14 protein-coding genes are annotated in these 13,977 nt (G+C 71.5%); 8 read left to right on the forward strand and 6 right to left on the reverse strand.

All coding sequences use genetic code 11. From position 1 onward, the window contains the following. Window positions 1–355 precede the first annotated feature (355 nt). Entirely contained in the window at window positions 356–532 is a 177-nt protein-coding gene (locus ACZ7OH_RS19595) for a hypothetical protein (protein WP_470282051.1), read from the forward strand. Here the strand turns inward: ACZ7OH_RS19595 and alc are convergent. Together alc and allB are read right to left on the reverse strand one after the other, a co-directional pair. Next, window positions 529–1,542, reverse strand: coding sequence for an allantoicase (alc, locus tag ACZ7OH_RS19600; RefSeq protein ID WP_470282052.1), 1,014 nt, complete (start codon window positions 1,540–1,542; stop codon window positions 529–531). The genes ACZ7OH_RS19595 and alc overlap by 4 nt on opposite strands. Before the next feature lies 1 nt (window position 1,543). Then, window positions 1,544–2,872 carry an allantoinase AllB gene (allB, locus tag ACZ7OH_RS19605; RefSeq protein ID WP_470282053.1) on the reverse strand — a complete coding sequence of 443 codons (1,329 nt, stop codon included), beginning with the start codon at window positions 2,870–2,872 and terminating at the stop codon, window positions 1,544–1,546. 130 nt (window positions 2,873–3,002) lie between these two features. Between allB and ACZ7OH_RS19610 the strand changes: the two genes are divergently transcribed. The 6 genes from ACZ7OH_RS19610 to ACZ7OH_RS19635 all read left to right on the forward strand — a co-directional run bounded on the left by ACZ7OH_RS19610 (window position 3,003) and on the right by ACZ7OH_RS19635 (window position 7,598). Further along, window positions 3,003–3,545 (forward strand): helix-turn-helix domain-containing protein, encoded by a 543-nt coding sequence (locus ACZ7OH_RS19610; protein ID WP_470282054.1) that lies wholly within the window; start codon window positions 3,003–3,005, stop codon window positions 3,543–3,545. Between the two features lie 55 nt (window positions 3,546–3,600). After that, window positions 3,601–4,053 carry a 2-oxo-4-hydroxy-4-carboxy-5-ureidoimidazoline decarboxylase gene (gene uraD / locus ACZ7OH_RS19615; RefSeq protein ID WP_470282055.1) on the forward strand — a complete coding sequence of 151 codons (453 nt, stop codon included), beginning with the start codon at window positions 3,601–3,603 and terminating at the stop codon, window positions 4,051–4,053. Continuing rightward, window positions 4,050–4,367: a hydroxyisourate hydrolase gene (gene uraH, locus ACZ7OH_RS19620; RefSeq protein WP_470282056.1), complete on the forward strand. Its 318-nt coding sequence runs from the start codon at window positions 4,050–4,052 to the stop codon at window positions 4,365–4,367. Before uraD ends, uraH begins: the two co-directional genes overlap by 4 nt. Window positions 4,368–4,370: 3 nt before the next feature. Further along, window positions 4,371–5,252, forward strand: a complete 882-nt coding sequence (gene pucL / locus ACZ7OH_RS19625; protein ID WP_470282057.1) for a factor-independent urate hydroxylase — start codon at window positions 4,371–4,373, stop codon at window positions 5,250–5,252. Window positions 5,253–5,306: 54 nt separating this feature from the next. Beyond that, window positions 5,307–5,891: a TetR/AcrR family transcriptional regulator gene (locus ACZ7OH_RS19630; protein WP_470282058.1), complete on the forward strand. Its 585-nt coding sequence runs from the start codon at window positions 5,307–5,309 to the stop codon at window positions 5,889–5,891. A 129-nt stretch (window positions 5,892–6,020) separates the two neighbouring features. Next, a complete protein-coding gene (locus tag ACZ7OH_RS19635) occupies window positions 6,021–7,598 on the forward strand; it encodes a glycoside hydrolase family 27 protein (protein ID WP_470282059.1) in 1,578 nt (525 codons plus the stop codon). On the opposite strand, the gene pucD is transcribed toward ACZ7OH_RS19635, so the two are convergent. Genes pucD through ACZ7OH_RS19655 form a run of 4 tightly spaced genes read right to left on the reverse strand, consistent with a single transcriptional unit; the run spans window position 7,591 to window position 12,513 of the window. Next, window positions 7,591–9,849, reverse strand: a complete 2,259-nt coding sequence (gene pucD, locus ACZ7OH_RS19640; protein WP_470282060.1) for a xanthine dehydrogenase subunit D — start codon at window positions 9,847–9,849, stop codon at window positions 7,591–7,593. The two genes, ACZ7OH_RS19635 and pucD, sit on opposite strands and share 8 nt — an antisense overlap. Next, window positions 9,846–11,186 (reverse strand): 8-oxoguanine deaminase, encoded by a 1,341-nt coding sequence (locus tag ACZ7OH_RS19645; protein ID WP_470282061.1) that lies wholly within the window; start codon window positions 11,184–11,186, stop codon window positions 9,846–9,848. Before ACZ7OH_RS19645 ends, pucD begins: the two co-directional genes overlap by 4 nt. Beyond that, the gene (locus ACZ7OH_RS19650) at window positions 11,183–11,650 is read right to left on the reverse strand and encodes a (2Fe-2S)-binding protein (protein WP_470282062.1); all 468 of its coding nucleotides are present in this window, start codon (window positions 11,648–11,650) and stop codon (window positions 11,183–11,185) included. Before ACZ7OH_RS19650 ends, ACZ7OH_RS19645 begins: the two co-directional genes overlap by 4 nt. Continuing rightward, complete coding sequence (locus tag ACZ7OH_RS19655; RefSeq protein WP_470282063.1) at window positions 11,641–12,513, reverse strand: FAD binding domain-containing protein; 873 nt, start codon at window positions 12,511–12,513, stop codon at window positions 11,641–11,643. Before ACZ7OH_RS19655 ends, ACZ7OH_RS19650 begins: the two co-directional genes overlap by 10 nt. Before the next feature lie 141 nt (window positions 12,514–12,654). On the opposite strand from ACZ7OH_RS19655, the gene ACZ7OH_RS19660 reads away from it, so the two are divergent. After that, window positions 12,655–13,977, forward strand: a complete 1,323-nt coding sequence (locus ACZ7OH_RS19660; protein WP_470282064.1) for a PucR family transcriptional regulator — start codon at window positions 12,655–12,657, stop codon at window positions 13,975–13,977.

Below are 13,977 nucleotides of genomic sequence, written 5' to 3' on the forward strand. Positions count from 1 at the left end.
GACGGCCGCGCCGCGGCTGGCGCACGTCCTCGGGAGCGAGCGCCCGTTACCGCACCCGCGGGCGGCCGCCGGCGGGCCCCAGACGAGCCACAGCCCCCGGCGACGTTCGAGCGCGAACCTGCAGGCGCAGGACGGCCGCGGCTGGCGCATGCCCTCGGGAGCGAGCAGCCCGTTACCGCACCCGCGGCCGGCCGCCGGCGGGCGCGCCGGACCGGCACGGCCCCCAGGCCCTGGCAGCGTTCGAGCGCGTACCTGCGCCGCCGCCGGCGCACACCCGCAGGAGCTGGCGGCCCGCCGCAGCACAGACGCGTGGGCACGCGGCAACCTCCGAACGCACCCGTGAGAGGCTGTCGGCATGGCCAAACCGACCCCGCTGCAGTTCCGGAACATCCTCGTCGCCTTGTTGGCGGCGGCGGGCTTCGTCTGGAGCATCGTGGCCGGGCTCCAGTGGTGGGTCAGCGCCATCATCGGCTGCGCCTGCGTGCTCTCGCTGGCCTCTGCCTACCTCAACCGGCCCGGCGCTGACAACTAGCGCGTCTTGGAATAGCGGGCCTTCAGATTCGTCCGGCCTGCCTCGGTGAGCCGGCCGAACAAGCGCAACCGCGCCAAGCCGCCGTCCGGGTAGATGTCCAGGCGGGCCTCCGTTACCTCCGGGCCGTCGCTCAACGCGAAACGGTGGCGGGTGTCCGGCTGCAAGCGGGTCTTCGGCAGCAGCTCGACCCACTCGCCGTACGTGTCGCGGCCGCTCACCGATGCCCAGCCCGGCGCGTTGCCCTTGAGGTTGCTCGTGTCCAGCTCGGCGAACCGGACGATGCCCGCGCCCGCGAGGCGGAGCGTCACCCAGTCGTTTCCGTCGTCGCGGCGGCGGGCCGTCTCCCAGCCCTCTGCCTGGTGCGCCGCGAGTCCGGGCGACAGCAGGTTGTTCGGCGAGGAATAGAACTTGTTGCTGCAGCCCGTGACGATGGCGCCGTTCTCCAGCGCCGCCAGGTCGAGCGCGTCCAGATCCAGGAGGTCCGGGTCCGGGATCGGCGTGCCGTGGACGCGCAGGCGGGCTACGCCGCCGTCCGGGTGCTGCGTCAACCGGACGTGCGTGTAGCGGCGCGAACCGTTGACCGCGTAGAAGTTCTCCGTGTGGCCGGCCGCCGGGGCGCGGTCCACCAGGACGTCCCAGTCCGCCGTCTGCAGCTCCGCCGCCGACGGGTAGCCCGGCACCGAGGCCGCCTCGACCGAGACGAACGGCGGGTAGTTGCCCTTGAAGAACGCCGTGTCGACGATGACGCCGGTGACCGTGCCGGCCAGGCCGAGCCTGACCACCGCCTGGTCGTCGCCCGGTTCGCGGTGGCGGCGGGTCTCCCAGCCGTCGTAGACCTGGCCCTTCGGGCCGAACGTCTCGGCGCGGTGCGCCGGCGTCCACGGGTTGACCAGGTTCTCCTTCTCGGCGAACAGCTCGTCGGTCGCCCACATCACCGTCCCGCCGAAGCGGCGTGACGCGAGGTCGGGCAGTTCGGTCCACTCAGGACGGTCGGACAAGGCAGCCTCCATTTCAGCAGTCCCCCCGGGTCAGCAACGCGCCGCGGGGCTCGTCGCCGGTGATTTCGGTGCCCCGCAACCACGTCGAGCGCACGACGCCGGCGAGCGGGCGCCGGTCGTAGGCGCTGACCGGGTTGCGGTGCTTCAGTTTCGCGACGTCGACGACGAACGCCTCGTCCGGCGCGAACACGCAGAAGTCGGCGTCGTACCCCGCCGCCAGGTGACCCTTGCGGCGCATCCCGGCCTGCGCGGCGGGCCGTTCGGCCATCCAGCGGACGACGTCGGTGAGCGCGAACCCGCGTTGCCGCGCCTGTGTCCAGATCGCCGACAGGCCCAGCTGGAGGCTCGAGATCCCGCCCCAGGCGAGCCCGAAATCGCCGCTGTCGAAGCGTTTCAGCTCCGGCGTGCACGGCGAATGGTCGCTGACGATGGTGTCGATCACGCCGTCGGCGAGCCCCTGCCACAGCAGCTCGCGGTTGGCCGCCTCCCGGATCGGCGGGCAGCACTTGAACTGCGTCGCGCCGTCGCGGATCTCCTCGGCGATGAAGCTGAGGTAGTGCGGGCAGGTTTCCGCCGTCAGCGCGACACCGTCGCGGCGCGCCGACGCGACCAGCGGCAACGCCTCGGCCGACGAAAGGTGCAGGATGTGCGCTCGCGCGTCGTGGCGGCGGGCCGCCGCGATGACCTGGGAAATCGCGAGGTTCTCCGCCTCACGCGGCCGCGAGCTCAAGAAGTCGACATAGCGACCGCCGTGCGGTTCCGGCGCCGAGTCGATCTCGTGCGCGTCTTCGGCGTGGACGATCATCAGCGCGTCGAAGGAACTCAGCTCGCGCAACGCTTCGTCGAGCCCGGCCGGGTCGAGCGGCGGGAACTCGTCGACGCCCGAGTGCAGCAGGAAGCACTTGAAGCCGAACACCCCGGCTTCGTGCAGGGCACGCAGATCGCCGACGTTGCCGGGGATCGCGCCGCCCCAGAAGCCGACGTCGACGTGCACCCGGCCGGTCGCCGCCTTGCGCTTGACCTCCAGCGCCGCGATGTCGACGGTCGGGGGCAGGCTGTTGAGCGGCATGTCCACGATCGTGGTCACGCCCCCCGCCGCGGCCGCGCGGGTCGCCGTCTCGAAGCCTTCCCACTCGGCGCGGCCGGGATCGTTGACGTGGACGTGCGTATCGACGAGTCCCGGCAGCAGCACGACGTCGTCGCCGAGCTCCAGCTCGCGGTCGCCGGACAAGGCAGCCCCGCCGGGTTCGACCGCGACGATCCGGCCGCCGTCGACGCCGAGGGTCGCCGGAACCTCGCCCTCGACCGTGACGGCTCGGGCTGCGCGCACCACAAGATCCATCCGAAAACCCTTCTCCGGGAGGATTGACCACCGCCGATTTCACAGTACGGAAAGACGGTTTCGCACAACGACAGTAACCACGGCGCGCGCCGCTCGTCAACGACGGACGCGGCGCGTTACGGTCATCCTCGTGCGGCTTGAAGCGGAGTTCACCAGCGAACCGTTCCACGGCGAGGGTTCACCACCCGAGCACGCCGTCGCCGCGCGCGACGCCGCCGCGGAAGCCGGGCTGGACACCGACTTCGGCCCGCTCGGGACGCTCGCCCGGGGCGAGGCGAAGGAGCTTTACGACGCGCTTCCGGCGATCGCGCGGGCCGCGCTCGACGCGGGTGCGACCCAGGTGACGCTGCAGGTGCGCCGGGTCGGCGCGGACAAGGCCGAAGCCGCCGAACCGCGCGCCGCGACAGGCGGGAAGACGCCACGCGATGCCGGAAAGGGGGCGGACGAGACCGTCGTCGAGCTGAACGATGCCCTCGCCCGCCTCATCGCCGACGTCGAGCGCGAAATGGGCGCCAAGCTGGGCGAACTCGACCGCGCCGGGAAGCAGCGGGCCGTGCGCGTCCTGCGCGAGCGCGGTGCCTTCGACCTGCGGAAATCGGTCTCCTCGGTGGCCGACGCGCTGGGCGTCACGCGGTTCACCGTCTACAACTACCTGAACCGGGAAGCGGACTGACCAGCGCTTTCAACAAAATGTTGACGTAACTCCGGCGCCGACGTACGGTCAGCCCGTGCTGCTCTCCGAGTTCAACACCGCCGACGACGTCCGCCCGCTGCTGACGGCGTGCCTCGCCGTCCCCCGCTGGGTCGACGCGATCCTCGACGGCCGCCCGTACGCCGACCTGGCCGCCCTCAAGGCCGCCGCCGACCTGCCGCTGAGCAGCGACGAAATCCGGCAGGCCATGGCCGCGCACCCGCGGATCGGCGAGAAGCCGGCGAGCGGCTGGGCGCGCGGCGAACAGTCCGGTGTGGACAACGCCGACGCCTTCGCCGCCGCGAATGCGGAGTACGAAGCCAAGTTCGGCCACGTCTACCTCGTCTGCGCCAGCGGCCGCAGCGGCGAAGAGCTGCTGAAGATCCTCCGATCCAGGCTGGACAACGATCCGGCGACCGAACTGGCCGTCGCCGGGCGGGAACTCCTCAAGATCGCCGAACTCCGACTCGCGAAAGCGGTGACCGCGTGAGCCTCGTGACCACCCACGTCCTCGACACGGCGGCCGGACGCCCCGCGCAGGGAATCGCCGTCCGGTTCGAGACCGCCGAGGGCAAGCCGATCGCCGACGGGCGGACCGACGACGACGGCCGCATCCGCGACCTCGGCCCCGAAACCCTGGCGCCCGGCGCGTACCGGCTGGTCTTCGACACCGGCGCCTACCTCGGCCCGGACGCGTTCTTCCCGGAGGTCGCGCTGACCTTCCGGATCGCCGACGGCACCGCGCACCACCACGTGCCGCTCCTGCTCAGCCCGTTCGCCTATTCGACCTACCGAGGGAGCTGAACCGTGGCCATCACCCTGGGCCCCAACCAGTACGGCAAGGCGGAGGTCCGCCTGGTGACGGTGCGCCGCGACGGCCCCGTGCACCACCTCAAGGACCTCACCGTGTCGACGTCGCTGCGAGGCGAACTCGCCGCGACGCACCTCACCGGTGACAACGCCGGCGTGCTCGCGACCGACACGCAGAAGAACACCGTGTACGCCTTCGCGAAGGAGGCGCCGGTCGGCGAGATCGAGGACTTCGGCCTGCGCCTCGCGCGGCACTTCACCGGCTCGCAGGGGAACATCACCGGCGCGCGGATCAAGATCGACGAGCACGGCTGGGACCGGATCGCCGTCGGCGGCGAGCCGCACGACCACGCGTTCAGCCGCTCCGGCGACGAACGGCGCACCACGGCCGTGACGATCCGCGACGGCCGCGCGTGGGTCGTGTCCGGCATCGACGGCCTGACGCTGCTGAAGTCCACGGGTTCGGAGTTCCACGGCTTCCCGCGCGACCAGTACACGACGCTCGCCGAGACCGACGACCGCATCCTCGCGACGGCCGTGACGGCGAAGTGGCGCTACCAGGGCGAGGACGTCGACTGGGCCGAGAGCCACCGCGAAGTCCGGCGGCTGATGCTGGAGAGGTTCGCGACGAAGCACAGCCTTTCGCTGCAGCAGACGCTGTACGCGATGGGCGAGGCGGTGCTGAACGCGCGCGAAGAGGTCGCTGAAGTACGACTCTCGCTGCCGAACAAGCACCACTTCCTGGTGGACCTGAGCCCGTTCGGGCTGAAGAACGACAACGAGGTGTTCTACGCGGCGGACCGCCCGTACGGCCTGATCGAGGGCACGATCCTGCGCGACGACGCCGAGGACCCGGGCCCGGCCTGGGACATCCACTAGCCGCCACGCCCGGTTTGATAGAACGCTCTATCAAACCGGGCGTATCGTGGCACCGTGGCAGGGACCAAAGAACGCATCATGGCCGCCGGCGCGGAACTGTTCCGGCGCAACGGCTACAGCGGTACCGGGTTGAAGCAGATCGTCTCGGAGGCGAATGCTCCCTTCGGGTCGCTCTACCACTTCTTCCCCGGGGGCAAGGAGCAGCTCGGGGCGGAGGTCATCCGGACCTCCGGGCTCGCCTACATCCAGCTCTTCGACCTCTTCATCGCGCCCGCTCCGGACGTCATCAGCGGGATCGAGGCCTTCTTCGCCGCCGGGATCGCCACCCTCGAAGCCACCGACTACGTCGAAGGCTGCCCGATCGCGACCGTCGCCCTGGAGGTCGCCGCCACCAACGAGCCGCTGCGGCAGGCCACCGCCGACGTCTTCACCGCCTGGATCGACGCCGGGACCGAAAAGTTCGGGAAGTTCGGGCTCGGCCCAGCCGCCGCGCGGACGCTGACCATCACCGCCGTCAACAACCTCGAAGGTGCCTTCGTCCTCTGCCGCTCGCTGCGGGACACCGAGGCCATGGCCGTCGCCGGCGCCGCCACCGTGGATGTTGCCAAGCGGCTACTCGACGAGAACGCACAACTTTAGTCGGGAATCCAACACGAATACTCAAAATGGCGCTTGACCGCGCAGCATCCGACACGGATGCTGCGCAGTGCTGTCTGACGACAGTGGTCTAGTCCTCCTGCCTCACACCGCCGTCCGGTTGGAGCCGCAATGCGCCGAGTCTTCGCCGTCCTTGCCGCCGTCCTGGCGGGCGCCGCACTCAGCAGCCCGCCCGCCCAAGCCCTCGAAAACGGGCTCCTCCGCACGCCCCCGATGGGGTGGAACACCTGGAACACGTTCCAGTGCAACATCAACGAGACGCTCGTCAAGCAGACCACCGACCTCATGGTCAGCTCCGGGATGCGCGACCGCGGCTACACCTACGTCAACCTCGACGACTGCTGGATGACCAAGACGCGGGACGGCAACGGCAACCTCGTCGCCGACTCCGCCAAGTTCCCGAGCGGCCTCAAGGCCCTCGGCGACTACATCCACGCCCGCGGGATGAAGTTCGGCATCTACGAGAGCGCCGGCTCCGAAACCTGCCAGCACTACCCCGGCAGCCTCGGCCACGAGCAGGCCGACGCGAACCTCTTCGCGAGCTGGGGCGTCGACTACCTCAAGTACGACAACTGCGGCAGCCCCGCCGGCGAAAACCAGCAGGACTACGTCCGCCGCTACTCCGCGATGCGTGACGCGCTGAAGGCCACCGGCCGCCCGATCGCCTACAGCATCTGCGAATGGGGGAACTTCAACCCCTCGACGTGGGCGCCGGACGTCGGCAACCTGTGGCGCACGACCGGCGACATCACGAACAACTGGGGCAGCATCGACTCCATCTACCGGCAGAACGTCGGCCTCGCGTCCGCCGCGAAACCCGGCGCCTGGAACGACCCCGACATGCTCGAAGTCGGCGACGGCATGGACTTCCAGGAGGACCGCGCCCACTTCACGCTCTGGGCCGCGATGGCCGCGCCGCTGATCGCCGGCGCCGACCTGCGCTCCGCCAGCGTCGCCACCTTCTCGACCTACCTCAACGCCGACGTCATCGCCGTCGACCAGGACGCGCTCGGCAAGCAGGCCACCCGCATCGCGACCGGGAACGGCCTCGACGTCCTCGCGAAACCGCTCCAGGGCGGGGACGTCGCCGTCGTGCTGTTCAACGAAAACGGCACCACGAAGACCATGTCGACCACGGCCGCCGCGGCCGGGCTGCCCGCGGCGTCGAGCTACCGGCTGACCAACCTGTGGTCCAAGGAGCAGACCACCAGCACCGGCACGATCAGCGCGGACGTCCCCTCGCACGGCGCGGTCATCTACCGCGTCAAGGCCGGCGCGAGCGGCAGCAGCACCGCCCGGCCGTTGCAGGGCGCGTCGTCCTCACGCTGCATCGACATCAACGGCAACGTGACCACGCCCGGCACCACGGTCGACATCTGGGACTGCGACGGCGGCCCCAACCAGTCCTGGACGTTCACCGGCGCCGGCGAGCTGAAGTCCGCCAGCGGTCTTTGCCTCGACGCCAGCGAAGGCGGCACCACCGCCGGGACCAAGCTGATCGCCTGGACCTGCCACGGCGGCGCGAACCAGAAGTTCAAGCTCAACCCCGACGGCTCGATCACCGGTACCCAGACCGGTCTGTGCGTCGACGTCACCGGCGGCGACAAGCCCGCCGGCAACGTCAACGGCGTCCAGCTCGAGCTCTGGGGCTGCAACGACGACGCCAACCAGAACTGGCTGCTCAAGTAGCGGTCAGGTGCTCCGGCCGGACCGGGACGCGCGTGAGCGCGAGCCCGGTCGCGGCCCGGATCGCGGCCACGATCGCCGGGGTCGACGAGATCGTCGGTGGCTCGCCGACCCCGCGCAGGCCGTACGGCGCGTGCGGGTCCGGGCGCTCCAGGACGTCGATGCTCATCGGCGGCATGTCCAGGACCGTCGGGATCAGGTAGTCGGTGAAGGAGGGGTTCCGGATCTTCCCGCCGGAGGTCTGGATCTCCTCCATCACCGCGAGCCCTAGCCCCTGCGCCGAACCCCCTTGGATCTGGCCCAGCACGGCTTGCGGGTTCAGCGCCTTGCCGACGTCCTGGGCGCAGTCCAGCGCGACCACCTTCACCAGGCCCAGTTCCGTGTCGACGTCGACGACCGCCCGGTGCGCGGCGAACGCGTACTGCACGTGCGCGGTGCCCTGCCCGGTCTCCGGATCCAGCGAAGAAGTCGGCCGGTGCCGCCACTCGACGGTTTCGTCGTGGACGTCGTCGCCGAGGACGTCCACCAGGTCCGCGACCACCTGGCCGTCGGCCGCGACGAGCTTGCCGCCGACCACGCGCACCCGCTGGTCGAACCGGGACAGCAGCCGCGCCCGCACCGCCGCGCACGCGGCCTGGACCGCGCCGCCGGTGACGTAGGTCTGGCGTGACGCCGACGTCGAGCCGCCGTTGCCGATCGAGGTGTCCATCGGCAGGACCGTCACCTGGTCGACGCCGAGCTCGGTCCGGACGATCTGCTGCATGATCGTCACCAGGCCCTGGCCGACCTCGCAGGCCGCGGTGTGCACGGTCGCGGCCGGCTCGCCGCCGACCAGCTGCAGGCGCACCCGGGCCGTCGAGTAGTCGTCGAAACCCTCGGAGAAGCAGACGTTCTTGATGCCGACGGCGTACCCGACGCCGCGGACGACGCCCTCGCCGTGCGTCGTGTTCGACACCCCGCCCGGCATGTGCCGCAGGTCGAACGGCCGGACCGGCGGCATCGGCATCTCCCGCACGCGGGAAAGCAGCTCGGCGACCGGCGCTTCCGCGTCGACGACCTGGCCGGTCGGCATCAGATCGCCTTCGCTCATCGCGTTGCGGACGCGGATCTCCACCGGGTCCAAGCCACACGCGAGAGCGAGCTTGTCCATCTGCGACTCGTACCCGAACGCCGCCTGCACCGCCCCGAAGCCGCGCATCGCGCCACACGGCGGGTTGTTCGTGTACGTGCCCCAGCAGTCCACCGAGACACTGTCCACTTTGTACGGTCCGACGCCGAGCGTGGCGGCGTTCGCGACCACCGCGCCGGTCGAGGACGCGTACGCGCCGCCGTCGAGGTACAACCGCGTACGCACGTACACGAGACGCCCGTCGCGGGTGGCGCCGTGCTCGTAGTACATCTTCGCCGGGTGGCGGTGGACGTGGCCGTAGAAGGACTCTTCGCGGTTGTAGACCATCTTCACCGGCTTGCCGGTGTGCAGCGCGAGGAGACACGCGTGGACCTGCATCGACAGGTCCTCGCGGCCGCCGAACGCGCCGCCGACACCGCCGAGCGTCAGCCGCACCTTCTCGACCGGCAGGCCCAAAGCGGCGACGATCTGCTGCTGGTCGACGTGCAGCCACTGCGTCGCGACGTAGAGGTCGACGCCGCCTTCGGTGTCCGGCACGGCGAGCCCGGACTCGGGCCCGAGGAACGCCTGGTCCTGCATGCCGACCTCGTAGACGCCCGAGACGACGACGTCCGCGGAGACGTCTTGCGGGCCGCGGCGGATCTTCACGTGCCGGACGACGTTGCCGCCCTCGTGCAGCGAAGGCCCTTCGCCCGCGACGGCCGCTTCGGAGTCCGTGACCGGAGAAAGCTCTTCGTACGAAACGACGATCCGCTTCATCGCGCGGCGCGCGGTCTCCGGGTGGTCGGCGGCGACCAGCGCGACCGGTTCGCCCTGGTACCGGACGACGTCGGACGCGAGCACCGGCTGGTCGGCGTGCTCGAGGCCGTACCGGTTGACGCCGGGGACGTCTTCGTGCGTCAGCACCGCGTAGACGCCCGGCACGGCCAGGGCTTCGGTGATGTCGATGCCGGTGATCCGCGCGTACGGGTGCGGACTGCGCAGCGTCACGCCCCACACCATGTCCTCGTGCCACAGGTCCGAGGAGTAGGCGAACTCGCCGCGCACCTTCACCGTGCCGTCGGGGCGGCGCGGTGACGCGCCGACGCCGTTCGCGGTCTGCGTGGTGACGGAAGTGGTGGTCATCTGCCCTCCCTCAACCGGGCGCTCGCGCCCGCCAGCTCACGGGCGATCTCGGACTCGTCGGCTTCGCGCAGCGTGCCGTCCGCGACGACGGCCTTGCCGCCGACGAACAGCCGGCGCAGCGGCGGGGTCGTGCCGAGCACCAGTGCCGCGACCGGGTCGGCGATGCCCGCGTAGTTCAGGCCGGTCAGGTCCCAGACGGCGAGGTCGGCGAGCTTGCCAGGCTCGATCGAGCCGAGGTCGTCGGCGCGGCCGAGGCAGCGGGCGCCGCCCATCGTGCCCATCCACAAGGCTTCCCGCGTGGTCAGGCCGCGGGGCCCGCCGCGCTGGCGGGCCTGCAGCAACGCCTGGTGCAGCTCTTCGCCGAGGCCACCGGACTCGTTGGACGCGGCCCCGTCGGCGCCGAGCCCGACCGGGACGCCGGCGTCGAGGAGGTCGCGGACCGGGGCGATGCCGGCGCCGATCCGGCCGTTGGACGTCGGGCAGTGCGCCGAGCCCGTGCCGGTCGCGCCGAACCGGCGGACCGCCTCGGGCGCGAGGTGGATGGTGTGCGCGAGCCAGACGTCGTCGGCGAGCCAGCCGAGCTTGTCGGCGTACTCGGCGGGCGTGCAGCCGACCTCGGCGAGGCACTGCTTCTCCTCGTCGAGCGTCTCCGCGAGGTGCGTGTGGAGCCGGACGCCCTTGCGACGGGCCAGTTCGGCCGCGCCGGACATCAGCCGCTCGGTGACCGAGAACGGCGAGCACGGGCCCACGGCGATCTGCAGGTGGGCACCCGCCGAGTCGTCGTGGAAGCGCTCGATCGCCGCTTCGGTGCCGGTCAGCGCGTCCTCGGTCGACTCGACGAGGTTGTCCGGCGGCAGGCCGCCGTCGGACTCGCCGCGGTCCATCGACCCGCGCACGACGTGCAGCCGGACGCCGATCCGCTGGCGGGCCGCCGCGAGCGCCGCGACCTGGTCGCCGCCGTCGCGCGGGAAGACGTAGTGGTGGTCGGCGACGGTCGTGCAGCCGGTCAGCGCCAGCCGCGCCATCCCGGCGGTGCCGGCGGCGTGCGTGATCTCCGCGTCGAGGCGCTTCCAGACCGGGTAGAGCGCGACGAGCCACTCGAAGAGCGTGTGGTCGGCGGCCAGCCCGCGGGTCGCCCACTGGTAGAGGTGGTGGTGGGTGTTGATCAGGCCGGGCGTGACCAGGCACCCTTCGGCGTCGACGCGCTCGTCGAACTCGCCCGTGTAGACGCCTTCGCCGACTTCGGCGATCCGGTCGTTCTCGACGACGACATGGCCGTTGGCGTACTCCTCGCCGCTGACGGTGGCGACCGCTGCACCGCTGATGAGCGTCCTCACGCGACCCCGCCCTCCGCGACGGCGCGCACGGCGTCGAGGATCTTCTCGTAGCCGGTGCAGCGGCACAGGTTGCCGGCGAGGGCTTCGCGGATCTCCTCGTCGGACGGGTCGGGGACGCGGTTGAGCAGGTCGTGCGCGGCGACGACCAGGCCCGGGGTGCAGAAGCCGCACTGCACCGCACCCGCGTCCACAAAGGACTGCTGGACCGGGTCGAGGGTGTCGCCGTCGGCCAGGCCCTCGACCGTGCGGACCACGCGGCCCTCGGCCTGCCCGGCCGCGACCAGGCAGGCGCACACCGGGACGTCGTCGAGGTAGACCGTGCAGGAGCCGCATTCTCCCTGCTCACAGGCGTTCTTAGAGCCCGGCAGGCCGAGCCGCTCACGCAGGACGTAGAGCAGGCTTTCGCCCTCCCAGACGTCGTCCGCCTCGCGTTTCTCGCCGTTGATCGTGACATTCAGGCGCATGCGCGCTCCCCCGTCCGGTGTTCGTCCCAGGCCCAAGTCAACGTACGCCGCGCTAGTACCCCCAACGCGTGCTTCCGATACGCGGCGCTGCCCCGGACGTCGTCGATCGGTGACGTCGCTTCGGCCACGAGGTCGCCGAAGCGGCGCTTCAGGGAGTCGGCCAGCGGCTCGGACGACGTCCACGGCAGCTCGGCGGCCAGGAACTCCTCGGCCGCTCGTGCCCGGCGCGGGGTCGGGGCGGCGGACCCGATCGCCGCGCCGACCTGCCCGTCGCGTAGGGCGAGTGCGAACGAGCAGACCGCGATGACCATCGCGTTGCGCGTCCCGACCTTGGCGAACTGCTGCGGCCCGGCGTGCGCGGGCAGGTGGACGGCGGTGATCAGCTCGTCCGGTTCGAGGGCGTGGCGTTTCACGCCGACGTAGAAATCCTCCGCGCGGAGGATCCGGGTCCCCCGGACGGAGGCTGCCTCGACCCGCGCGTCGAGGGCCAGCAGCACCGGGTGGGTGTCGCCGGCCGGGGACGCGGCGCCGAGGTTGCCGCCGACCGTGCCCCGGTTGCGGATCTGCGGCGACCCGACCGTGCGCGACGCCATGGCCAGCGCCGGGACGGATTCACCCAGTTCGGCGATCACGCGGGTGTACGGGACGCCGGCGCCGAGCCGGACCGTGCCGTCCGAGTGATCCACAGTGGACCACTCCGCCAGTTCGCCGACCCGGGTCAGGTCCAAGAGGGCCTCGGGGCGCCGGTGGTCGAAGTTCAGCTCGACCATGACGTCGGTGCCGCCGGCGATCGGCACGGCGTCCGGCCGCTCCGCCTTGAGGGCGAGGGCCTCGGCGAGCGTCGTGGGACGCAGGAACTCCACTCTGCCTCCTTAAAGCGTGCTCCTTCGCCGGAGAAGGGACGATAGACCAGTAGACGCCGAACCGGGTCCGGGCGGCAACGGCACGGCGCATGAAACGCACAGGAGCGAAACCCGGTCCGGTTGTGCTTTCCTACAAGCCTGATGACGACCGTGAAAACTCTGCTGGGCCTCCCCGGTCTGCGGCTGCGCCCGCGAGCCGGGGCCGAGTTGCTCGACCGCCCGGTGACGCGCATCTACGTGACGGAGCTGCCCGACCCCGGACGGTACCTCTCGGCCGGTGAGCTGGTGCTTTCCGGCCTGCTCTGGTGGCGGCGCCCCGGTGACGCCGAGCCGTTCGTGGCGGCGCTGGCACGCTCGGGAGCGGCGGCGCTGGCGGCGTCCGGCGCCGACTCCGGCGGCATCCCCGGCGACGTCGTCGAGGCCTGCGAGCGGCACCGGATCCCGCTGCTGGAAGTGCCCGCCGACCTGTCGTTCTCGGTGATCACCGAGCAGGTGGTGCTGGCGCTGGCCGCCGCGTCCGAGAGCGCGCGCAAACGTTTGCAGGCCGCCGCGGACGCCCCGGTCGAGACGCTGCTGGAGCGCGCGTCCGCGGAGTTCGGGCTGCCGTGCTGGGTGCTGTCGGGGCTCGGCCGGGTCGTCGCGGGCACGTCTCCGCTGCCGGTGCCGGCGCCCGACGTCGTGCGACGGTACGCGGCGAAGGAAGCCGGGTCGCTGACGGTGGTGCCGGTCGAGGGACGGCACGCGGTGCCGTGGCTGGTCGCCGTCGGCGGGCCGTTGAGCACCGCGCAGGCGGAGCTGGCCGAGGAGCTGGCGGGGCTCGTGGGCGTCACGCGCGCGCGGTCGGTTCCGCCCGACGTCGAGGTGCCCGCCGAGGCGCACGTCATCGCGTTGCGGACCGAGGGCAGCGACGAGAGCCGGGACGTCCTGCGGGAGCTGCTGCCGGACGGGCTGCCGCTCGAGTCCACTGGGGACACTTCGTACGCGGCTGTCGCGCGGTGGCCGGGCTCGGCCGGGCTGTCCACTGTGGAACCGTTGCTGCGGGCGTCCCGGATCCTCTGCGGGGTGGGCGATTCCGCGCCAAGGGCCGAGGCTCTCGCGACGGCGCGGTTCGCGCTGGACGTGGCGGCCGGGCGCGCGGGACGCGTCGTGGTCGTCGAGGCCGGCGACGTCGACGCGCACCGGCTGCTGCTGGCCGGGACGCCGGAGGGGCTGCGCGCGGCGTTGCGGCGCCGGGTGCTCGGGCCCCTGCTGGCGTACGACGCCGAGCAGCACACGGACCTGGTGCACACGGTGCGGGTGTTCCTGGAGTGTTCGGGCTCGCCGACGCGGGCGGCGAAGGCGCTGCACGTCCACGTCAACACGTTGCGCTACCGCATCGGCCGGGCGGGCGAGCTGCTCGGGGCGGACCTGACGGAGTTCACCGACCAGCTCGACGTCTACCTCGCGTTGCGCATGGAGGAGTGA

The organism is Amycolatopsis sp. NPDC114478 (genome assembly GCF_055633805.1).

Bases quoted from the DNA above. Each gene is read 5' to 3' on its own strand.
- ACZ7OH_RS19595 (WP_470282051.1), top strand. From the start codon at position 356: ATGGCCAAACCGACCCCGCTGCAGTTCCGGAACATCCTCGTCGCCTTG.
- alc (WP_470282052.1), bottom strand. From the start codon at position 1,542: ATGGAGGCTGCCTTGTCCGACCGTCCTGAGTGGACCGAACTGCCCGAC.
- allB (WP_470282053.1), bottom strand. From the start codon at position 2,872: ATGGATCTTGTGGTGCGCGCAGCCCGAGCCGTCACGGTCGAGGGCGAG.
- ACZ7OH_RS19635 (WP_470282059.1), top strand. From the start codon at position 6,021: ATGCGCCGAGTCTTCGCCGTCCTTGCCGCCGTCCTGGCGGGCGCCGCA.
- pucD (WP_470282060.1), bottom strand. From the start codon at position 9,849: ATGACCACCACTTCCGTCACCACGCAGACCGCGAACGGCGTCGGCGCG.
- ACZ7OH_RS19650 (WP_470282062.1), bottom strand. From the start codon at position 11,650: ATGCGCCTGAATGTCACGATCAACGGCGAGAAACGCGAGGCGGACGAC.
- ACZ7OH_RS19660 (WP_470282064.1), top strand. From the start codon at position 12,655: ATGACGACCGTGAAAACTCTGCTGGGCCTCCCCGGTCTGCGGCTGCGC.